The organism is Halobacillus litoralis (assembly GCF_009856415.1).
Classification (GTDB): Bacteria; Bacillota; Bacilli; order Bacillales; family Halobacillaceae; genus Halobacillus; species Halobacillus litoralis_C.
On the sequence record NZ_WMEZ01000004.1, the window covers coordinates 180,741 to 201,892 of the forward strand.

Sequence of the window (21,152 nt, forward strand, 5' to 3'; positions counted from 1 at the left end):
ATAAGAAACTATTTTCAGACAGCGAAAAGAGGGACAAGATGGAAGATCGTTTAGTCGTATCCATGATTCAATGCTTCTTTATCGCGTTCGGAGTGATCGTCGGTGGAACCATTATCGGAAGTATAGGAAGTTTGTTGACAGGTGAAGCCGTTTTGACATCCATGTTTCGGATCGCAAAAGGGCTGAGGATTTGGGCCATCGTGGCAGCCATCGGCGGAACCTTTGATGCCATTAGCAATTTCGAGAAAGGAATCTTCGATGGTTCCACTTTTGATATCTTCAGGCAGGTAATGATCATCATTGCGGCCATGGGTGGAGTAAAAACAGCACTGCTTCTTTTTGAATGGTTATTGGGTGATGAGGTGACTTAATGCACTTTCCTGCCTATCACAAAAACAAAGAATGGAGACGTTTTTTTGCAGGTCTTGTTTTAGGGGCGATTGTTGGGTATGCCTTTTTTATTTACGTTCATGGCCAATTGCAGCAAAAGTACACAGAAGAACATATAGAAATGACTGCCCAATTAAGTGAATGGGAAACCAAATATGAAGCTCTTTTAAACAACCAGGATCAAGAATCAAAAGGGAAGCCCATGAGTGTCAAAGAAATAAGTATCGTTTTTACAAATGCCAAGAAACTGGAGGTTGACCTGCTGACCCAGCACCAGCTGAATGCATTGGTCAAAGATCAACTGGTCACTGTATCCGGTAAGGATGTCTCAATCGTCGCTGATCAAGTGGACCTCATCATCTCGACGATTGAGAATAAAAACTACGTTGTCGATGATTTCACTTATGAGTTGAAAGTGACAAAATTAATTGTAGCTGAAACCATGACCTTGCACCTCGAAATTAAATTAAAACGATAGGAATCTGAGCAGGCCTAATTCGCCTGCTCTTTTTTATACTTCAAACATTCGACTTCAAGTTCTTTTGCAATTTCAGAGGTTTCATCCCAGGAAGATGCGGATGCGCCTGAGGCCATCGGGTGTCCTCCTCCATTATGGTTGGCTGCGATCCCATTAATTACCGGTCCTTTCGAGCGTAAGCGGACACGGATGGTATCTTCTTCCTCCACAAAAAAGGCCCATGCAAGCATCCCTTCGATATCTCCGAGCAAACCTACGAGCTGACTCGTTTCCGAAGGAGAAACGTTAAAATCATCCAACGTTTTACGATCGAGACGGATGGTTGAATACCCCGCTTCATGAACGGTGAAATTTTGTAAAACATATCCTTTCAGCTTGGCAACATGAACAGGTGTCTTATACATTTCGTTATACAAGGACGGTCGATCAAATTCAAAATTCACAAGGTTTGCTGCATAAGACAGCGTCTGTTTAGTCGTACTTGGAAAAAGGAACCGCCCCGTGTCCCCTACAATTCCTGCATAGAGAAGCCGAGCTGCTTCATCAGTAAGGACCAATCCATCCTCAGCAAACTCAGAGTACAATTGATAAATCATCTCTGAAGTGGAGCTTGCGGTGGTATCCACCCATTGGATATCACCATACGCATCGACTTCTGGATGGTGATCGATTTTTATTAAAAGGTCTCCTTGATCATAACGCTGATCATCGATACGAGCCTGATTGGCAGTATCGCACACGATTGTAAGAGCTCCTTTAAAGGCTTCATCAGGTACTTCATCCATAGTAGTCAGGAACTCCAGAGAGGGTTCAGCTGTGCCGGTGATAAACACCTGCTTTTGTGGAAAAGTGGCTTGAATCAATGCCGCTAAACCAGCCTGTGATCCATAGGCATCCGGGTCTGGACGGACATGACGATGGATGATGATCACTTCGTGATCCTTGATAGCTTTCATAATGGCCTGCTTACTCATAAATAGGGCCTCCTCTTTTACTTTCTGTGTTATTTAATTATAGAATCCTCTGTACAGGTAGCCTTTTCTGCAGAAACAAGCTACAATAAAAGGGAAAATTAAACGCAGGAGTCGATCAAATGATTATTTTCCCGATCCTTATATTAGTCTCTTTTGTGCTTTACATCTACTACAAAGTAATGATTGTCCGTTCCAATGATCCTTTGACTCAAGAGTACTTAAATAGTAAATCCAAGCTATTTCTTGGAAGTTTCATTTTCTTTTTTGGGATTAACCAATATGTATTCTACCAAACGAAACTCTCACTTTTCGTAGGCATTGTATTCATTGCTTTCGGTGTTTTCCAAGCCCGGTTGGGATGGAAAGCCAGCAAGCATTACCAGGCAGAATTCCAAAAACATCGCACAAGCCCTCAATCATGAATGTCTAAGAAAAAGTCGCTGTTGCTCAGCGACTTTTTTTATCGGTCAATAAGTTGGGCCATAAGAAGGGCTTTCCCGACGATTGATTTCTCATGGTGAACCTCGATGTCTACTTTGGCAAATTTCCTTCCGACCTCCAAAATTTGAGGACGCACTTCTATATCACTTTCGATTTGAACCGGTTTAATGAAATAGACTGAAATGTTTTCAACCACAAGATCGCCCTTTTTATACTTCCTCAATAATCTACTCGAGGCTTCTGTGATTAAAGAAATGAAAACACCATAAGACATCGTTCCAAGGGGATTCGTCATCTGCGGTGTTACTTTGGTTTGCCACACAGGGTTTGAGTCATCTTCTGTGATGACTTCCATGCGGTTTGTCGCAAGATCATCAATCGTTTCGCCAACCTGAGGCTGCCTTTGAATATGCTGCAATGCTTTCAACACATCCTGACGGGAAATGATCCCTTGAAGTTTATGTGAAGGATCGACAACGGGCATCAATTCAATCCCTTCCCAAACCATAACATGGGCAGCGTTCGCAAGGGAGGTTTTCGCATGTACGGTCATCGGGTTTCGAGTCATGACTTTTTCAATCCGCGTCTCTTTATCTTTTCCAATCACATCTCTTGAAGTGACGATGCCGACCACACGATTTTGTTGATCTACTACTGGATAGCGGCTATGGCCTGTCGCAGTGTTAAATTCATGCCACCTGGCAACGGCATCCGATGATTGCAAGAACTTTGATTCCTCATAGGAAGTATAAATATCATCAACAAGCACAATTTCTTTTTTAATTAATTGATCATAAATCGCTCTATTGATCATCGTTGCGACTGTAAACGTATCATAACTGGTAGAGATGACGGGAAGCTTCTTTTCATCAGCCAACTTTTTAACTGTTTCACTCGTATCGAATCCACCTGTTATTAAAACAGCCGCCCCTTCTTTCACCGCAAGCTCATGAGCATTTGTCCGGTTTCCTACGATAAGAAGAGAGCCTGCTTCCGTATAACGCATCATTGCTTCAAGCTTCATCGCACCTATGACGAATTTACTTAGGGTTTTATACAGCCCTTCACGTCCGCCAAGCACTTGACCATCGACGACATTCACAATTTCAGCAAACGTCAATTTTTCTATGTTCTCTTTTTTCTTCTTTTCAATTCTGATGGTTCCGACACGTTCCATCGTGCTGACAAGGTCCTGATTCTCCGCTTCTTTGATGGCCCTGTAGGCCGTACCTTCACTGACATTCAATGCTTTCGCTATTCTTCTGACAGATATTTTACTGCCGACCGACAGGGATTCTATATGTTCCAGGATCTGTTCGTGTTTTGTTGCCATACGCCCACCAAACTTTCTAACTGTACTAATCCAATTTCTTATAATTGTTATTATACAGTTGATACAGATGATCCGCAATTTCTTCCTGAAGTTTCAGAAAAAGCCGTTTGTCATAGAGTAGACAAACGGCTTCGATATTCTAGGCTTAAAGCTCGATAGATTCTCCTGGCTTTAACGCCGTTCCTTTACCTGGTTTCACTTCTTGAGCAAATGCATCCCCGTCCTGGGCAATTAAATCAAAGGTGTTGTAGTGAACGGGCACGACCTGTTTCGCTTGAATCCATTCAGCAGCGACGAGCGCATCGGATGGTCCCATCGTGAAATTGTCGCCGATTGGAAGGAATGCAAGGTCAATGTTATTTCGTTCCCCAATCATTTTCATATCAGAGAACAATCCGGTATCGCCGGCATGGTAAATGGTCTTTCCATCAATTGTTAGTAAAATTCCTGTTGGCATTCCGGTGTACACGATCGTTCCATCTTCTTCCTGATAAGAAGACCCATGAAAGGCTTGGGTGAATTTCACATGTCCAAAATCGAATTCATGACCTCCACCAATATACATAGGGTGAGCGTTCAAGCCTTTATTTCCAAGATAAGTAGCTAATTCGAACGGAGCTATGACTTGAGCATCATTTCTCTTTGCAATCTCAAAGGTATCCCCTACGTGATCGTTGTGACCATGAGTGAGCAAAATCACATCTGCTTGTACTTGATCAGCATCCAGGTCTGTATTCCCATTGTCCGAAATGAACGGATCAAAAAGAATCGTCTTTCCATTGGCTTCAACTTTCACAACAGCATGACCATGATAAGAAACTTTCATCCATAACACTCCTTTTAAACATTGCTTATTTAGTAATTTCGCCAAGCCTTTTCATACTTTTGAATAAGATGTGGGTTGATCAAAGTATTGGGTTCCAACTTGACCACTTGGCCTTCTCCATTCAAGATTTCCCCATCTTCATCTTTTCCAAACACTGTCATAGATTGAAAAACTTCCTCTGTCAGAAAATCAGTTTCCACGGTAAATTGGACCTGTTCAATCGCCACCGGTTCCCTTGCCGCCATAATAAAACCCCAATTTCCAAAGCTCGGAACATCCACATGAAAGTTTTCCGTGTACAGTCCTGTGGAGGCCACCGTTTTATCAATCGTCCAGTACACCTCTGTCGCAAAAAGCGGACTTGTCCCCTGGATCATCACTGCCCCTCCAGGGGATAGATGGTTTCTCACTAAAGAATAAAACTCCCGTGTATAGAGTTTGTTCAGACTTTCGTTATTCGGATCAGGGAGGTCGATAATAATCACATCATAAAATTGATCCGCATTCTCCAAAAACTTGAACGCATCTTTATTCAATACATTAACCCTTGGATCATCAAGAGCTCCTTGATTCACTTGAAGCAAATGAAAATTGGATCGTGCAAGATCTGTGACAGCAGGATCAAGATCAACAAGCGTAATCTCTTTAATTTGCTGATACTTCAATAACTCTTTTGCCGCAATTCCATCTCCCCCACCAAGAATAAGGACATTGTCTTGCTTCTCAGAAAAAGCAACGGGAGGGTGGACAAGTGTTTCATGGTAACGATGTTCATCCGTAGAACTGAACTGCAGCGATCCGTTTAAGAAAAGACGGGTGTCTCCTTGTTCCTTTGTAAGTACGATCCTTTGATAAGCACTCTCTTCCATATGAATGATAGGATCTTTATATAGCTTCTGTTCGAAAGAGAAAGCCATTTCTTCACCAAAAAACAGCCCACCAATGAGAAGAGCCCCAATGATGATTGCCCCTGTCAGATGAATAGAAAACTTTTTAATTTCAGACCGGAATAAATACAAAACCAATACAGCAACAGCTAAATTAATACAAGCAACAAAAAAGGCGCTTTTCACCATACCCATTTGTGGTCTGAGATAGAAAGCAAAAAGGAGACCACCGATCAACCCACCGGCATAATCTGAAAAGAGTACCCTGGCCGTACTTCGGTTGAGCTCGACCCCTATTTCATTTGCCTTTCTGATAAGGATTGGCAACTCAAGACCGGTTAGAGCCCCAATGGTGAATGTTACTAGATATAGGAACAGAGCATCCGTCCCTGCAGGGGCAAAAGCCGTCATACCAAACATTGTGAAGCTTGAAAACCCTCCGATCAGGGCGACCATGTACTCAATCCAAATGAACGTGACAATCAGCCGTTTCATTACTCTTTCACTTATACTCGCACCGATCCCCATCCCGGTAAGGAACAAACTGATCGTCAAGGTGTATTGTTTTACGCCATCACCGAGTATGTACGAACCGAGCGCTCCAAATAACACTTCAAATATAATGCCGCATATGGAAACAATGCCTGAGGCCCAGTAAATAAAATGACTCTTTCTAATATTCGCTTCCACTTATGTTCACTCCACTTACACTCGTATGTTAAAAAGCCACTATGAGAATAGTTCATAGTGGCTTCTCTCAGTTGGTAGAACGTCGTTATGTAATCGACGCGCCGATTACAAAGGCCAGACCGATCGATACCCCCATCGTAATGATTCCGACCGCTGTATTATTTTCCTTCAATTTCGTTTCAACAGAAAACTTACGTGTGAACAATTCAAATAAAAGGTAGGCAATCATTTGGAGGACAACTCCGTACGCTCCCCAAATCAATGTATCCCATACAGTAAAACTATGATAGATTGCAAACGACAGGACAATACAGATGCCGATGATTTTTCCTGCTATGGACATCGCAACGGCCTGATTCCCTTGCTTTACCTCTTCCCAATCCTTATACTGCCTGGTTAACCATTCGAAGATAACCAATCCAAGAACAACAATTACAATCGCCATCACAAAATATCCTAACGTAGCCAAAAATGGTTCCATAATAATGACCTCCTTTATTTTCCTGTACCAGGGCCTCCACCACGGTTCGAAGACCCTCTCATAGAAGTGGTGCCGCCTGAATTATAATTTCCGTACATCCCATATCCACCATAACAGTTCCCCGTTTGTTGGCAATTCGCCCTGCGACGTTCATACCAGTCGTTAGACCCCAATGATCGGTTCAGAATAGATCCTAAGAATAAACCACTGAAGAAACCGGGAGAATAATGATTCCTCACAAAATCATCGGATGCAAGTTCAATTGTTATCACTCCAGGTTCCTCTGTACTTTCCTGGAGAATTACAAAATGATCAGGATAAATCAGGGCTTGCTTATTTTCCTGCCTTTCACTTATTTCTTCTGGGGAAATAGCTGAGGTCAAAGAATCTGACACCTCGGTTAACGTCAATTCTTTTGTCATATAAATTCTTGAAATGCCCTGATCGGATCTGACCGTATCCAAGAGAGGGAAATGATCCTGAATCAGTGATTCGATATCGTTGGCGTCCGAATTTTCTAATCCACTCAGAATCTCTGACCGATCCGGCTCTGAAGGCAGTTCACCATATGTATCTTCGGTATAAGAACCTGACATCCCTCTTTGGTCATTTCCTCCGAATGCATTGAACAATAAGAAAAAGGCAATGATTCCTACGACTATGATCCCTGCATAATCTTTCAACATACATCCTCCTTCCATACAACAAAGGCTCAGGGAACACTGAGCGCTAGAGTCGGGTACTGCTGTCACTATTAAACAAACAATCCATCCACAACTCGGACTTTGTTATTTTTCTAGAACATAAATAGCCGTGCCTGACCACATGGCCAGGCACGAATGTTGGACCAGAATTACTCTTTGTTCATTTTCTTCTTCAGTGCTTCTAACTCACTGTCAACACTATCTTTATTATCCAAATCTTCGAACTCATCGTCTAAGGAGCGGCTCTGTGAAGACATATCCTCACTCGTTTCAGCTTCAGCTTCATAGTGCATCACTTTTTCTTCCATACGATCAAAGCCTTGTCGTGATTCATCGCCACCAATGTTAGACATGGTACGGTTCATTTTCGTGCGCGTTTTGGCAGACTCGGCACGTGCTTTCAAGGAATCTTTCTTCAGCTTCATTTCCTGATATTCTTTTTTCATTTCGTCTAGCTTTTGACGAAGGTTATTTGCATCCTGCTGCGCACGCTCCCAAGAAGCTTTGAATTGATCTGCTTGATCTTGATGATTCTTTTTATCTTCAAGGGCACGGCGAGCCAAATCTTCATTTCCTGCTTCAATGGCTTTCTCCGCCTGCTGCATGCGCTTATCGACAAGAGCCTGGGAGTCATCGTATTTTCGTTTCAACATTTTTTCATTCGCAATCTGCTTCGCTACCGCACTTTCGGCTTCACGGATGTCATTCTCCATATCGCGCATGAATTGATCAAGCATTTTCACCGGATCTTCTGCTTTATCCAACATGGAATTCAACTCAGAACCAACGACTGTTTTTACACGGTTAAAAAATTTAAACATTTTTCTTCCTCCTTATTTTGAACCTGCTAAGATTTTGATTTCATATGCCTCAATGTCATATCCAACACTTGCTTCTACCTCACTGCCCCATGATTCAAGGCTTACATACGTTTCTTCATCTTCAGAAATATACTCCGCATATCGGGAAGTACGCCCATTGATGTTTTTGCTTCTTCCTTCACCCGTCACGCGTGCTTCTCCTTCTTCTTCTTTAAAGAAGGTTTGACCCTCATATTCGAGTTTTTTTGGGAAGGGCAAGGATACAGGAAGTTTAACCGTCTCATATACCCCTAATTCCAGTTCATCATCCATTTCAGCAGCCAGCCATTTCGTTTGATTCCCTTCTAATAACTGATAAGAGAACCACTCGTAACCACCGTCCCGATAGGTTATTTTCCCAACAACTTCATAGTCCACAAGATCGTACGTGACAATGTCACCGACTTGGATATTCAACGGTGTTCGCTCTTTCACTTCTGGTGCCTGCTTCTCACTTTTCGAAAACAATCTAGAAAAGAAACCCAAATCTTCACCTCTCCTTCAACTGTGACCCTGTGTACCTGTATGTACGTGTCGTGTTCTTAAAAGGTTTCACTTTTTTCTTTTTATTTTACGCAGGTTCCTAAAGAATCTCAAATCCTTGGCCTTTTCTTGTTTTTTTTCATTTTTTTCTGTTCTTTGATTCTTTGTTTTTTCTGAAAAGAGCGTATAATCAGAAAATATATTTTCCATAAGGAGTTGAAGCAAATGAAAACATTAGAAAAAGTGAGTCAATTTGCAGGGAGTACCTTCGCAGTCTGGGTCCTCCTTTTTGCAGCTTTATCTTTTTACCTTCCAGAAGGATTTACGTGGATAGCCCCATATATTGTTCCCTTATTAGGAATTATCATGTTCGGGATGGGTTTAACTTTATCTAAACAAGACTTCCAGGAGGTATTCAGAAGACCGAAAGATGTCGCAATCGGTGTGGGAGCACAGTTTACACTTATGCCGCTTCTCGCCTTTCTATTAGTGACGATCCTTCCCGTTTCACCCGAAGTAGCGGTGGGTGTCATTCTTGTGGGATGTTGTCCAGGAGGGACTTCCTCCAATGTTATGACCTATCTATCCAAAGGCGACACCGCTCTTTCCGTTTCAATTACAGCCGTATCAACTCTGTTGGCCCCTCTCTTCACCCCTTTACTTGTTTGGGTGTTTGCAAGCCAGTGGCTTCCAGTTTCCGCAGGAGCCCTATTTGTCTCCATTGTTAAGATCGTCCTTATACCGATCATTCTAGGTCTTATCGTTCAAGCTATTTTCAAGAAAAAAGTACAAGCGGCAGTCAAGGCCCTCCCACTTGTATCGGTTATTAGTATTGTAGCCATTGTAGCTGCCGTCGTAAGTGTCAATCAGTCTCAAATCGCCGAGACAGGGGCCGTCATATTCTCAATCGTTGTCGTTCATAACATTCTCGGTTACTTAGCTGGCTATGGTTTAGGGAAATTGTTCAACATGGAGCCGCCAAAGCAACGAGCGATTTCCATCGAGGTCGGCATGCAAAACTCCGGACTCGGTGCGTCTCTCGCAGCTGTGCACTTCAACCCGCTCGCTGCTGTACCGAGTGCTATTTTCAGTGTTTGGCACAACATTTCCGGTCCAATCATTGCAACCATCTTTAGAAAACAGAAGGATGCAGATATAAAAGAGATAAACCAAAACCATAGCAAATCGGCTTAAAAAAACCATTAGCGATCAATATTCCACAAATGCTCCCTATTCTTGAAGACTGAGTTACGAGATGAATGGGGAGTTTAACCTCACACTCACAGCAAGGGGGGATAGCTACTGATCCGAGAAGTGGTTTCGAGCACTGAATATGATAAAGGGCGGAGGGAAACGGTGAGAAACGGTGAGTCCTATGGGGTGTACGGGACAGCTGAGACCCCGAAAGGCGTAACCTGAGGAGGCTCAGCGCCCGCCCCATGGAAAGCCAACTGTTTCCATCAGCCCCTAAACTCCCACAAAAGTCCAGATATAAAGGCTTACCCAATACTGCCATATTGCGTAAGAATGGTTTAGGGAATATGAAAAAAGCGTGGACATGGTGTCCGCGCTTTTTCATATCATTATTTATTTAAGAGTTGATTCGCTTCTGTATATTCAAGACCTTGAGCTTCTGCTACTGCTTTGTAGGTCACATGTCCATCAAGCGTATTAAGGCCTTTATAGAGCGCCTCGTTTTCTTGACAAGCCCTCACGTACCCTTTATTCGCTAACTGAAGAGCGTAAGGAATTGTTACATTTGTTAACCCGATCGTGGACGTCCTCGGCACGGCTCCCGGCATGTTTGCTACTGCATAGTGAAGCACCCCGTGTTTTTCATAAGTGGGGTCATCATGAGTGGTGATTCGATCAGTGGTTTCGAAAATGCCTCCCTGGTCGATGGCTACATCAACAATAACAGATCCTTCTTTCATTGATTTGACCATATCTTCCGTAACAAGGCTAGGTGCTTTTGCTCCTGGAATAAGCACAGCTCCAATAACAAGATCAGACTCCTCCAAGGCCTCCTGAATATTGAGCGGGTTTGACATTAAGGTGTTGATATCAGAACCAAAGATATCATCAAGTTGGCGCAAACGCTCAGGGTTAAGGTCAATGATGGTGACATCCGCTCCGAGTCCCATGGCGATTTTAGCGGCATTCGTTCCTACAACGCCTCCACCGATAACTGTGACTCTCCCGCGTCTTACACCAGGGATCCCCCCTAATAAAATTCCTTTTCCGCCTTTTGATTTTTCAAGATATTGAGCACCGATTTGGGAAGCCATCCTTCCTGCTACTTCACTCATCGGTGTTAAAAGCGGTAAGGACCCATTCGGCAATTGGACGGTCTCGTATGCAATAGAAATAACCTTCTTATTTACAAGAGCTTTCGTTAATTCCGATTCGGGAGCTAAGTGCAAGTAAGTAAATAAGATTAATCCTTCATAAAAAAATTTGTACTCTTCTGGAACAGGTTCTTTCACTTTCATGACCATTTCCTGACTCCATGCGTCCTGTGCTGACCCAACAATTGCAGCACCAGCTTCTTTGTACTGATCATCGGTGAATCCTGAACCTGATCCTGCGTTGGTTTCTACAAACACTTCATGCCCTGCATTGGTTAAGCTCACCACCCCCGCAGGCGTCATCGCTATACGATTCTCATTATTTTTCACTTCTTTTGGTACTCCTATTTTCACCGCAACCCAACCTCCTTGTTCCACACAGAAATATGGATACTTCTTATAATGCGATCTTCCAACAAAATTAAAGATTAATGAAAGCCCTTTCATTGTAACAAATCTTTTCCATGTGATGAAGATACTCTAAAATTCGACTGCTCACAATCCTTTACCGGAACCTGTGAATAACATCCAGACCTCCAGTAACTTCATAAATTGTACCTGTAATCATATCCGAGTCTTCTTGACATAAAAAATCAATGGTTCGGGCTACATCTTCTCCTGTTCCAGGCCTTCCAATCGGAGTTTCCTCGTCTTTACTTTTTCTACTCACCTCAATTGAAGATTCTTTCCACTCTCCGGTTATGTTTCCCGGACAAATCATATTTGATGTGATGCCATATTCCGCTTCTTCATAAGCAATGGTTTTAGTCAGGGATACAAGGCCAACTTTTGCTGCAGCAAATGCAGAGCGATAGATCCAGCCTGAAGCCGATTGTGCTCCCTGGAACCCATAATTAATGATCCTGCCGAAATTTTGCTTTCTCATATATGGAACAGTGGCCTTCATAAGGTGAAACACAGCATCAAGATTTCCTCGAATCATCGAGTTCCATTCTTCCTCTGTGTAATCCATCAGTTTTTTTCGTTCAAAAATATAAGGTCCTGCGTTGTTAATTAAGTAGTCCACTCTACCAAAGCGCTTGAATGCTTCTTCTGTAAGGCGATGGATATCTTCTTTGACTGTCATGTCAGCCTGTATGATTTGAATTCTGTCATGATCACCTGGAAAATCATCAAGTAATGTGAGGGCTTTCGTTTCATCATTTCTATATGTAACGGTTATGGAATGATTTTGTTTCAGCATGTGCTCAGCTACTTTCCTCCCCAGCCCCTTGGTTCCAGCTGTAATCAGTGCATGTCTCATCTTTCCATACCTCCTTCCGTCTCTATTATTGTTTACACATGTGTCGCCTTTCTGTACAATGATTGGGTCAGAAAGGACGTGAACGTTTTGAAAGCTTATGCCCCGAGGAAACGCGTGATTGAACAGTATGGTTTAGAAGCTGTCCCTGCCGACAAACGGAACACCCCCTGGTACCGCTTTGCTTTCATACAGATTGCCATAGCTGCAAACGCAGGGAATTTTCTCGTTCCAGCATTGTCTGTCTTGGAAGGAGGACTTTCCTTCTGGACAGGAGTCATCTCCACTTGTATCGGAGCGCTCATAGGCTTCTTACTTGTATCCTTTTTATCGTTACCTGGTGCTAGACTTGGCATCCCTGCTCAGTATGCATTACGTACAATCCTTGGAGTCAATGGGACCCGTTTTTTATCTGCACCGATCCGAAGTCTCACTTCCCTTTACTGGTTTAGTGTACAAACCATCGGCGGCACGTATGTCATTCAGCAACTCATCTTACGTTTAACGGGGATAGATCTCCCATTTTGGGTTTATTCCATTCCGCTTTCTATTCTCATGGTTACACTTGCGATTATTGGATTTGATGCAGTAAAGCAAGCGATGAGCTATTTTTTACCTTTACTGCTCATCGGTGAAGCAACGATCTTGTATGTTTACTTTACTACAAATCAAACACCTGATTCACTGATGATGCTTCAAAATGGAGGATTGGAAGGGTCAGTCTCCTCCATGTTCTTTTTTGCAAGCCTTGCTTTTGTTCAGTATGTATCAGGAGTAAGTGCCTCAGCGGACATGACAAGGTATGCAAAATCGCCTTCCCATGGGTTTTATGGATTACTTATTGGAAATGGAATCGGCTTCTTTATTACAGCTGTCATCGGGTGTGCATCGGCCTACCTGTTTCACGACATCAACCCATATGTATCATCCACTGACCTAACAACTTCCCCGCTTCTTATAGCGATAATTACAGGGACAGCCATCATTTCTATGATCAGCATTAATGTCAGTAACGCATATACGGGAGGATTCAGCCTGTTGAATACCTTCCCAAAACTCTCTAGAGTTCAAGCTGCTGTTGCCTTTGGCTCAGTAGGAGTGTTCCTTAGCGGCTTTCCTACTCTTGTAAATGAAGCAGAATCCTTTATCTCTTTGCTCGGAGGATTAATCATTCCAATCTCGGCTGTTATTTGTAGTGATTACCTTATTGTAAAAAGAAACCATTTGAGCGAAGGAGATTTGACTCTTTTAACGAAACCACGTTATGTAAACAGTTTCGCTATGGGAGCGATTATAATAGGAAGCCTGCTTTATTTCCTTCTACCTGAAGCATGGTCACCAGGGTTTTTAACATTCTTGGTCATCTTCATGATATACCCTATTTTTGTAAAGAAAGATAATGGAAATACCCCAACAGCATAAGTCTGTTGGGGCTTTTATTAACGTTTATCTTTTTTCTTACTTCCCGATTGGTAACTTTCATTCATCGACTGCATGAGTTGTTGTTCCTGGTCCAATTCTTTTTCTCTTTCCATTGGATTCTTCGGTTTCTTCATGTGACCACCTCCCTGTTTAGTTTTCGAAAAATTGTTATAATTATGCACCAATCGTCCGTCTATCCAATAAACGAGCATGATATAATAAATATATAGAAAAGAGAGGAGGCATCCAGCATGACTTTTGAATACAAAGATATTGTTGTGGCGGTCGACGGTTCGGTTACAGCAGAAGTGGCGTTTAATAAAGCCATTGATATTGCGAACCGGAACGAGGCGAAACTGGTTTTAGCTCACGTCGTGGATACACGAGCCTTTGCGACCGTAGAAGCCTATGATCGATCCCTCGCAATCCGTGCCGAACAATATGCGACCGAATTATTAAATGACTACCAGGAAAAAGCAAAAAAAGCCGGTGTGAAGAATGTAGTGGTTGACATTGAATACGGTTCTCCAAAAGTTAAGATTGCTAAAGATGTCGCTCCGAAGTATAATGCTGACCTTATTATCTGTGGTGCAACAGGCTTAAATGCGATGGAACGTTTCTTTATCGGTAGTGTGTCCGAACACATAACTAGGTACGCTACCTGCGATGTGCTTGTTGTTCGACCAGATAACGCAAAAGAAAGTCAAGACAAATAAAAGAGCCCTGGACCGGGGCTCTTTTATTTGTCTTTATTCAGTTCTCCAACAATGTGTGGTAGTTCAGGAAGAATTAATCGATCCATCGCGAGTTTGACAGCACCGGAAGAGCCGGGAGTAGAGAAAACAGCTGTTCGTCCGGATACACCAGCGATGGCCCGGGATAAGATAGCCGCAGATCCGATATCCTCTGTGTAGCTAAGCATTCTGAAAATTTCTCCGAAACCAGGCATCTCCTTATCCAGCATTTTTTCAGTCACTTCGATCGTTACATCCCGATTGGCAACCCCTGTACCGCCATTTATTAGAACCGCATCGATTTTGGGATCATCCACTCCTCGTTTCAAATAATCACGAATTTGACTTTGCTCATCTTTCACAATATGGTATTCACCCACGGTGTGGCCTTCAGCTGTAAGCTTATCGATCATCAGCCTACCACTTTTGTCCGTTTCTTTCGTACGTGTGTCGCTCACTGTAAGTACAAGGCAAGAAATCGAATCACTTGCTCTTGCTTTATGTTCTTCTACGGCCAATCAAGACGCTCCTTCCTTGTTCATAAGGTGACGGTATTGATAGAACTTCATGGCGAACTCAGTCACTTGTTTTGTTAAATGATAATTCGAATAAGCCCCGATCGCAATACTGATGAATGGCAAACCTTGAATGAGCTTTTTTCTGAACATAAGAATGAATAAGGATTTAAAGCATTGTTTCATCGGTTGTTCCATCCAACCTTCATCTGTCAATTGATCCTCCCCTGCAAAGATATAGGGGTGCTCTTTCTTTTCCACTTCTTCCAATAACTCATTCCAAGCACTCGCTTTCAGCCTTTTCGGTAAGGTTGCGGCATGAAAAACTTTGAGGGAGATCATCATCTCGTAAGGATGGTTCATTTCATGGCCAAATGTCAAACCAATCAATTGTATGGCTCTTAGATTCATTAACATCATCAAAGGATAATCCACCCCTAAGAAGAGCCAGCCACCAGCCCCTGTCAAACCACCCTGGGCAAAGGAATAGAGCCGTCCTCGAGTCATCTGCTGCTCGGCTATGTAGGTTAACTGTTCTACGGTCAGTTCTTTCTCCATATCTTCGATTTTTTCAATCTGGTTGGAAAAAATTCTCCCCACCGTAAGAATTCGCTCTCTAGCCTCATATTGATAAGAGGTTCCTTGTAAAAAAGCATGGGTATGAAAAAACCAAGCATCTAATTTTGAGAAAAATGCTTTCTTCATTTGAGGATCCACATTCATCAAACTTTGTTGAACCCAATGATCATAAACCATTTCAAAATCATTCGGCTGATACTGCTGGTATTGCTCTAACCATGTTTTTAATTCTGTACGAATTCGTTCGTGTGACAAAGCGCTCCCTCCTCGTCTTTGTTCCTTACCATATATTGTAGACTGAAAGATCAAAAAAAAGCAATCGCACCTTAAGCGCGATTGCTTTTCCTATTATAGTCCTTTTTCAACAGTGTCACGAGCAATCATGACTTCTTCGTTTGTAGGGATGATCATGACCTTCACAGGGGAGTGAGGGTAGTTTACAAATGCTTCTTTTCCACGAACCTTGTTAAGAGCAGGGTCCCAGTAAACGCCCATGAACTCAAGCCCTTTCAGCACACGTTCACGCATGGAAACACTATTCTCACCGACACCGGCAGTGAAAATAATTCCGTCGATTCCGTGCATACGCGCCGCGTAAGAACCGATATATTTGTGAATACGTGCGGAAAAGACTTCAAGAGCGAGCTCGGCACGCTCGTCCCCTTCTTCTGCACGCTTTTCGATATCTCTCAAGTCACTAGAGAAACCAGAAAGAGCAAGCATACCACTTTCTTTGTTCAATACATTCATGACTTCGTTCGCTGTTTTACCTGTTTTCTCCATGATGAATGGAATCAATGCAGGGTCAATGTTACCAGAGCGAGTCCCCATTGTAACTCCAGCTAGTGGTGTGAAGCCCATCGATGTATCAATGGACTTGCCGCCTTCGATGGCGGCAATACTAGCACCGTTCCCGAGGTGGCAGGATAGAAGACGAAGCTCTTCTACTGGACGTCCCAACATCTCTGCTGCACGTTCAGAAACATACTTGTGCGATGTACCATGGAAACCGTACTTACGGATCCCATAGTCTTCATAATACTCATATGGCAGGCTGTACAGGTAAGACTGTTCCGGCATGGACTGGTGGAATGCCGTATCAAATACAGCTACGTGCGGTACGTTCGGAAGCACTTCACGGAAAGCGTTGATTCCGGTCAAGTTTGCAGGGTTATGCAATGGAGCCAAGTCGGATACTTCCTCGATTTCTTGGATGACTTCATCCGTGATGAGTACAGATTCGCTGAAGCGCTCGCCTCCGTGAACGACACGGTGACCCACACCATTGATCTCATTCAGAGAATCGATGATTCCATTCGCTGTCAATTTATCAAGAAGCATTTTTACAGCTTCTCCATGATCAGGGATATCTGTTACGGTTTCATCTTTTTCATCATTTACTTCAATTGTAAATACAGCATCATTCAAGCCGATACGCTCGACTAGACCTTTGGTAATTACAGTTTCTTCAGGCATTTCAATCAGTTGGAATTTCAGTGATGAACTACCTGCATTAATAGCAAGAATTTTATTACTCAACGTTGCTCATCCCCTTAGAATTTAGGTTCGTAATTTTCTACCACTACCATTTAATCACCCGTTTTCAACGATTTCAAGGTCGTTGAGCAATGATAACGTTTACTTGTTATATTCGTTATTTTCTCACAATTGCGTTCTCTTATATTCATCAAACCATTGATTCATCTGGGTAAGGATATCCGCCATCCCATTCGGGTTCTTAAAGGAAGGAAGCTTGGCTAACAAGGCTTGCTTCGGCGCCTTCGTTCCTTGACCTTTCTTCTGTAGAATCAAAATGCTCTTTCCATGCTTTTCATCTTTGAATAAGCTATCGGAAAGTTGAAGCATTCCCACGATGTGCGCATGTTCACGCAGGAATGCATTCAGCGCTTTAGATTGCTCACTCTCAAAAAGGAAGTTCGGCACAATGAACATAAGGAAGCCGCCTTCTTTTGTATAATTCAATCCCTGTTCAATAAATAGATGATGGGCATAAGACAAGCCTTCTTCCGCTTTCAGCTTATATCTTGCTGCTTGAGCGTCATCCGGATAATAACCAACAGGAAGATCAGCTAGTACAAAATCGACAGGCTCCATTAAGAAGGGGGCCAGACTGTCCTGATGAAAGAATTCAATTTCATTTTTTTGCAGATTTGCATTCGCAACGGCGAGCTGGATGAGCGTAGGGTCTACTTCACTGGCATACGCCTGGAGTGACATATCCAGCTGGTTCATGACGGAAGTAATTAAATTTCCGCTTCCCGAAGCTGGATCGAATAGTTTCAAGCTTTCTTCTCCTTCAAATAATTTGGAAGCTAAATAACCCATGAACATAGCCACTGAATCTGGTGTGATCAGATGTTGTTGCTGAGTGGCTCCTTTCATCCCTTTTAAAATAGCGAGTTGAATCGCTTTTCGTATTTCTTCTTTTTCGAATTCTTCTTTTTTCACTTTCAGCAGTTCATTCGTAAGAAAAGTCTGCAAAGAATCTCCCATGTCATCAAAAGGCTGTCCGTTGAACAGGACATCCATCGTTTCGGCGATCGATTCTAAATAGGTGATATTCAAGTCCTCAGATATGACCGTCGAAGTATCATCGATCCATTGAAATAGTTTTTCCACTTGTTCCTGCTTCATAATCATTCTCCTTAAAATAAAATCATGCGTTCTCATTTTGTACACTTCAAACCATCTCAAAAGAAATTGGCGCAGCTGTTTGAATCAAACATGATGCGCCAACCTTCGTTTACGTTTTCATCTATATCCACCATATCGAATTCCACCTTTCAATTCAACAATGTTAAACTTTCCCGATTTGTTTGAAAATTGTGTGCGGTTTCAAGAATGAAATGATAAAATGACATCATGCTATACATAAGAGGAGGATGCTAGATGAACGACCAACGAAGAAATTTATACTTTTTTTATCAACAAACCGAAGAATTAAATGATAAATTGGAGTCCTTATTCCAACTCGCCCGCGACAACGATTTTCATATCGTCGAAGATTCCACAGATGCTAACCTCATCATCGCTGTAGGCGGCGATGGCACCTTCTTGCAAGCTGTCCGTAAAACTGGGTTCCGTCAAGACTGCCTGTATGTAGGGATTAGAACAGGTCATGAAGCAGGCCTTTACTGTGACTTCGACATCGATGATCACGATGAAATGATTGATGCGATGAAGAATTCGGAAGTTGAAGTACGCCGCTTCCCAGTCATTGAAACAACGATCAATGATGAATCCACCTTCATGTGTCTAAATGAATGCAGTGTCCGCTCGACGTTGATCAAATCAATTGTCATTGATGTCCACATTGATGACTTGCATTTTGAAACCTTCCGTGGAGACGGCTTAATCATTGCCACTCCTACTGGAAGCACCGCTTACAATAAATCCATCAACGGTGCGGTTGTGGATCCGAAACTTCCGTGTTTCCAGATCAGTGAGCTTGCTTCACTTAACAATAACCGCTACCGTACACTCGGCTCTTCCTTTATCTTAAGCGGAGAACGGTCATTAAAGCTCAAAGTCCGCCAAGATGGGAATGACCATCCGATTATTGGCATGGATAACGAGGCTTTTTCCATCCGTAATATTCACGACGTTACCATCAATCTCAGTGAGAACGTCATTAAGACGGTCAAACTAAAAAACAATACGTACTGGGACCGCGTTAAACGTACGTTCCTGTAATATCGTCAGCACCTAAAAAAAGGAACTTCCGACACATAGGAAGTTCCTTTTCAGTATAAAATGTCCCTATTATAGATAAGCTCCTGTTTGTGGAAGACTCAGTTTCGAGACTTTTGTGTTAAAGATTCGGGGCTGCGGGGGATAACTCGCTTCCCAGCCACCCCTGACGCTCATCGCAAGCAACGAATCCCGAAACATCTAGTAATCAAATCTTACACTATCCTGCCATATCGTTTAATAGACTTGTTTTGCTGAGCGATTAGGAGCGTTGGTATACGATTTCTTCGTCTACAACGGTCATCGTAACCGTTGCGTCTGCTAGTTCATGAGATTTGAGGGCAAAAAGATCCCTATCCAATACTGTAAAGTCAGCAAGGAACCCTTCCTGAATCATCCCTTGTACATCCTCCTTGTGAATCGCTTGAGCACTCCCTTTTGTATAAAGGGAGATCGCTTCATAAACGGTAAGCTTCTCTTCTGCTTGGTAGACGGCGTGATCATAAGAGGCCCTTCGATCTACAGCTGCTCGAATACCAAGCAGAGGATTGATTTCTTCGATAGGGGCGTCAGAGCCTCCAGCACACTTAATTCCTGCATCAAGAAGCGTTTTCCAGGAGTAGGAGTTCTTCAACCTTAAGTTTCCTAGACGTTCGATGACCCATGGAAAGTCAGAAGCAACGAATGTTGGCTGAATATCCAAAACGATATTTAAGCGCTGCAATTGATGAATTAACCCTGGACTTAGAATTTGCGCATGAATAATGCGATCACGTTCCCCATTCTTAAGAGGATTGGACGCAATGGCGTTGGCCACCGCTTCGACAGCTCCATCACCAATGGCGTGTACAGCCACTGGCATATTCCTTTTTCTTGCTTCTTTCACAAGTTGATCAAGCTCTTCATTTGTGTGAATGGCCACTCCATGGTTTTCCCGATCATCTGCATACGCATCTTTTAACCATGCCGTCCTTCCACCTAACGCTCCATCTGAGAAAATTTTTAAAGCCCCTAATTCGACAAAGTCGGTTCCTTTCTTGAACCCTAGATTTTCTTGATCTACCTGTTCAATCACACCATGGTGAATAAGAAGGTGAGCCCGGAATTTTGTTTTCTTTCCATCGATCACATGTAGGAAGGCATCATACGTTTTTCTGAAGCCCCCGTAGTAATTCAAGTCTTCACTATGACCGCCCACAAGACCGAAGGAATGCATGTCCTTAACTGCTAAGTCCGTAGCTTTCCTTAAATACTCAGGCGTAACTTCGGGCATGGCTTCTTTAATAAGTTCCTGTGCCTGATCATGAAAGTACCCAGTCGCCTCTCCTTGATCATCTCTTACAATGACCCCTCCCTGTGGGTCAGGAGTGGTTTTCTCAATTCCAGCCATGGTCATCGCTTTCGTATTAGCTAGTAAGGCATGACGGCACACCCTTGTCAGCATCATGGGGTGTTCGGAAGAAATTTCATCAAGCTCATCCTTATGTATGATGCGTTTTTCCTCCCATTGATTTTCATTCCAACCATCTCCGATAATCCACTCTCCAGGCGGCAGTTGCTCCGCATGCTGATGTAACGCCTGTTTCACTTCTTCAGCAGATTTCATAAACGAAAGATCAAGTCTCATCAATCGCTCCCCATGGCCGATGATGTGTAAATGGCTATCCGTAAATCCCGGGTACATGACAGACCCTTTTAAATCGTGTTCTTCTGTAATTTGATCTTTGTAGGTTTGGTATAAAAGCTGTGTATCGCCAACTGCTTTTACCTTTCCCTCAGAAGTCACGACCGCTTCCACCCATTCTCCTTCTTTTTTCATCGTATATATTTTCCCACCGTACCAGAGCTTCACTTTTAACACTCCCTCTTTCTTCCTTTTATCTATACCATAATCTATATGTGCACAGAAATGAAGTACAAGCCATTGAAAGAATCAAATGTGAGCCTCTGCGCTCCATTATCAAGATGTCAAAGTTCTGTCCGATTGAGTCACAGCTTATGTTTTGATTCGATTATTTCCTAGAAAATAAAAAAC

22 protein-coding genes are annotated in these 21,152 nt (G+C 42.8%); 7 read left to right on the plus strand and 15 right to left on the minus strand.

The window, feature by feature from the left end:
- Positions 1–38 precede the first annotated feature (38 nt).
- Both GLV98_RS12695 and ytrI read left to right on the plus strand, forming a co-directional pair.
- Positions 39–371: a YtrH family sporulation protein gene (locus tag GLV98_RS12695; RefSeq protein ID WP_160915715.1), complete on the plus strand. Its 333-nt coding sequence runs from the start codon at positions 39–41 to the stop codon at positions 369–371.
- A complete protein-coding gene (ytrI, locus tag GLV98_RS12700; protein WP_160915717.1) occupies positions 371–868 on the plus strand; it encodes a sporulation membrane protein YtrI in 498 nt (165 codons plus the stop codon). The genes GLV98_RS12695 and ytrI overlap by 1 nt, the downstream gene beginning before the upstream one ends.
- A gap of 14 nt (positions 869–882) precedes the next feature.
- Here ytrI and GLV98_RS12705 read toward each other — a convergent pair whose 3' ends face one another.
- Positions 883–1,842 carry a DHH family phosphoesterase gene (locus tag GLV98_RS12705; RefSeq protein WP_160915719.1) on the minus strand — a complete coding sequence of 320 codons (960 nt, stop codon included), beginning with the start codon at positions 1,840–1,842 and terminating at the stop codon, positions 883–885.
- Between the two features lie 119 nt (positions 1,843–1,961).
- Between GLV98_RS12705 and GLV98_RS12710 the strand changes: the two genes are divergently transcribed.
- Positions 1,962–2,264 (plus strand): YtpI family protein, encoded by a 303-nt coding sequence (locus tag GLV98_RS12710; protein ID WP_160915721.1) that lies wholly within the window; start codon positions 1,962–1,964, stop codon positions 2,262–2,264.
- A gap of 38 nt (positions 2,265–2,302) precedes the next feature.
- Here GLV98_RS12710 and GLV98_RS12715 read toward each other — a convergent pair whose 3' ends face one another.
- The 7 genes from GLV98_RS12715 to GLV98_RS12745 all read right to left on the minus strand — a co-directional run bounded on the left by GLV98_RS12715 (position 2,303) and on the right by GLV98_RS12745 (position 8,550).
- Positions 2,303–3,616 (minus strand): DRTGG domain-containing protein, encoded by a 1,314-nt coding sequence (locus GLV98_RS12715; RefSeq protein ID WP_160915734.1) that lies wholly within the window; start codon positions 3,614–3,616, stop codon positions 2,303–2,305.
- Between the two features lie 145 nt (positions 3,617–3,761).
- Positions 3,762–4,442 (minus strand): metal-dependent hydrolase, encoded by a 681-nt coding sequence (locus GLV98_RS12720; RefSeq protein WP_160915736.1) that lies wholly within the window; start codon positions 4,440–4,442, stop codon positions 3,762–3,764.
- A 29-nt stretch (positions 4,443–4,471) separates the two neighbouring features.
- The gene (locus tag GLV98_RS12725; RefSeq protein ID WP_160915738.1) at positions 4,472–6,019 is read right to left on the minus strand and encodes a polyamine aminopropyltransferase; all 1,548 of its coding nucleotides are present in this window, start codon (positions 6,017–6,019) and stop codon (positions 4,472–4,474) included.
- Between the two features lie 85 nt (positions 6,020–6,104).
- The gene (locus GLV98_RS12730; protein WP_115824194.1) at positions 6,105–6,500 is read right to left on the minus strand and encodes a DUF350 domain-containing protein; all 396 of its coding nucleotides are present in this window, start codon (positions 6,498–6,500) and stop codon (positions 6,105–6,107) included.
- A gap of 14 nt (positions 6,501–6,514) precedes the next feature.
- Positions 6,515–7,183 (minus strand): DUF4247 domain-containing protein, encoded by a 669-nt coding sequence (locus GLV98_RS12735; RefSeq protein ID WP_160915740.1) that lies wholly within the window; start codon positions 7,181–7,183, stop codon positions 6,515–6,517.
- Between the two features lie 170 nt (positions 7,184–7,353).
- Positions 7,354–8,025 carry a PspA/IM30 family protein gene (locus GLV98_RS12740; RefSeq protein WP_160915742.1) on the minus strand — a complete coding sequence of 224 codons (672 nt, stop codon included), beginning with the start codon at positions 8,023–8,025 and terminating at the stop codon, positions 7,354–7,356.
- 12 nt (positions 8,026–8,037) lie between these two features.
- Positions 8,038–8,550, minus strand: a complete 513-nt coding sequence (locus GLV98_RS12745; RefSeq protein WP_160915744.1) for a DUF4178 domain-containing protein — start codon at positions 8,548–8,550, stop codon at positions 8,038–8,040.
- Positions 8,551–8,772: 222 nt separating this feature from the next.
- Here GLV98_RS12745 and GLV98_RS12750 point away from each other — a divergent pair, with 222 nt between their 5' ends.
- A complete protein-coding gene (locus GLV98_RS12750) occupies positions 8,773–9,741 on the plus strand; it encodes a bile acid:sodium symporter family protein (protein WP_160915746.1) in 969 nt (322 codons plus the stop codon).
- 389 nt (positions 9,742–10,130) lie between these two features.
- On the opposite strand, the gene ald is transcribed toward GLV98_RS12750, so the two are convergent.
- Both ald and GLV98_RS12760 read right to left on the minus strand, forming a co-directional pair.
- Complete coding sequence (gene ald / locus GLV98_RS12755; protein ID WP_160915748.1) at positions 10,131–11,249, minus strand: alanine dehydrogenase; 1,119 nt, start codon at positions 11,247–11,249, stop codon at positions 10,131–10,133.
- A gap of 151 nt (positions 11,250–11,400) precedes the next feature.
- Positions 11,401–12,159 carry an SDR family oxidoreductase gene (locus tag GLV98_RS12760; protein WP_160915750.1) on the minus strand — a complete coding sequence of 253 codons (759 nt, stop codon included), beginning with the start codon at positions 12,157–12,159 and terminating at the stop codon, positions 11,401–11,403.
- 87 nt (positions 12,160–12,246) lie between these two features.
- Between GLV98_RS12760 and GLV98_RS12765 the strand changes: the two genes are divergently transcribed.
- Entirely contained in the window at positions 12,247–13,578 is a 1,332-nt protein-coding gene (locus GLV98_RS12765; protein ID WP_160915752.1) for a purine-cytosine permease family protein, read from the plus strand.
- Between the two features lie 251 nt (positions 13,579–13,829).
- Entirely contained in the window at positions 13,830–14,294 is a 465-nt protein-coding gene (locus GLV98_RS12770) for a universal stress protein (RefSeq protein WP_160915754.1), read from the plus strand.
- Positions 14,295–14,317: 23 nt separating this feature from the next.
- Here the strand turns inward: GLV98_RS12770 and GLV98_RS12775 are convergent, their stop codons facing one another.
- The 4 genes from GLV98_RS12775 to GLV98_RS12790 all read right to left on the minus strand — a co-directional run bounded on the left by GLV98_RS12775 (position 14,318) and on the right by GLV98_RS12790 (position 18,061).
- Entirely contained in the window at positions 14,318–14,830 is a 513-nt protein-coding gene (locus GLV98_RS12775) for a MogA/MoaB family molybdenum cofactor biosynthesis protein (RefSeq protein ID WP_160915756.1), read from the minus strand.
- Entirely contained in the window at positions 14,831–15,661 is an 831-nt protein-coding gene (locus tag GLV98_RS12780) for an EcsC family protein (RefSeq protein ID WP_160915758.1), read from the minus strand. It abuts the gene before it with no gap.
- A gap of 93 nt (positions 15,662–15,754) precedes the next feature.
- Complete coding sequence (locus tag GLV98_RS12785; RefSeq protein WP_160915760.1) at positions 15,755–16,945, minus strand: acetate kinase; 1,191 nt, start codon at positions 16,943–16,945, stop codon at positions 15,755–15,757.
- Between the two features lie 123 nt (positions 16,946–17,068).
- On the minus strand, positions 17,069–18,061 hold the full coding sequence (locus tag GLV98_RS12790) for a class I SAM-dependent methyltransferase (protein ID WP_160915762.1): 993 nt from the start codon (positions 18,059–18,061) through the stop codon (positions 17,069–17,071).
- Positions 18,062–18,316: 255 nt separating this feature from the next.
- Between GLV98_RS12790 and GLV98_RS12795 the strand changes: the two genes are divergently transcribed.
- Entirely contained in the window at positions 18,317–19,120 is an 804-nt protein-coding gene (locus GLV98_RS12795; RefSeq protein ID WP_160915764.1) for an NAD kinase, read from the plus strand.
- 259 nt (positions 19,121–19,379) lie between these two features.
- Here the strand turns inward: GLV98_RS12795 and GLV98_RS12800 are convergent, their stop codons facing one another.
- Positions 19,380–20,969, minus strand: coding sequence for an amidohydrolase family protein (locus GLV98_RS12800; protein WP_160915898.1), 1,590 nt, complete (start codon positions 20,967–20,969; stop codon positions 19,380–19,382).
- Positions 20,970–21,152 lie beyond the last annotated feature (183 nt).

Coding starts and splice junctions, on each gene's coding strand:
- GLV98_RS12695 (WP_160915715.1), top strand. CDS start 39: ATGGAAGATCGTTTAGTCGTATCCATGATTCAATGCTTCTTTATCGCG.
- ytrI (WP_160915717.1), top strand. CDS start 371: ATGCACTTTCCTGCCTATCACAAAAACAAAGAATGGAGACGTTTTTTT.
- GLV98_RS12705 (WP_160915719.1), bottom strand. CDS start 1,842: ATGAGTAAGCAGGCCATTATGAAAGCTATCAAGGATCACGAAGTGATC.
- GLV98_RS12710 (WP_160915721.1), top strand. CDS start 1,962: ATGATTATTTTCCCGATCCTTATATTAGTCTCTTTTGTGCTTTACATC.
- GLV98_RS12715 (WP_160915734.1), bottom strand. CDS start 3,616: ATGGCAACAAAACACGAACAGATCCTGGAACATATAGAATCCCTGTCG.
- GLV98_RS12720 (WP_160915736.1), bottom strand. CDS start 4,442: ATGAAAGTTTCTTATCATGGTCATGCTGTTGTGAAAGTTGAAGCCAAT.
- GLV98_RS12730 (WP_115824194.1), bottom strand. CDS start 6,500: ATGGAACCATTTTTGGCTACGTTAGGATATTTTGTGATGGCGATTGTA.
- GLV98_RS12740 (WP_160915742.1), bottom strand. CDS start 8,025: ATGTTTAAATTTTTTAACCGTGTAAAAACAGTCGTTGGTTCTGAGTTG.
- GLV98_RS12750 (WP_160915746.1), top strand. CDS start 8,773: ATGAAAACATTAGAAAAAGTGAGTCAATTTGCAGGGAGTACCTTCGCA.
- GLV98_RS12760 (WP_160915750.1), bottom strand. CDS start 12,159: ATGAGACATGCACTGATTACAGCTGGAACCAAGGGGCTGGGGAGGAAA.
- GLV98_RS12770 (WP_160915754.1), top strand. CDS start 13,830: ATGACTTTTGAATACAAAGATATTGTTGTGGCGGTCGACGGTTCGGTT.
- GLV98_RS12790 (WP_160915762.1), bottom strand. CDS start 18,061: ATGAAGCAGGAACAAGTGGAAAAACTATTTCAATGGATCGATGATACT.
- GLV98_RS12795 (WP_160915764.1), top strand. CDS start 18,317: ATGAACGACCAACGAAGAAATTTATACTTTTTTTATCAACAAACCGAA.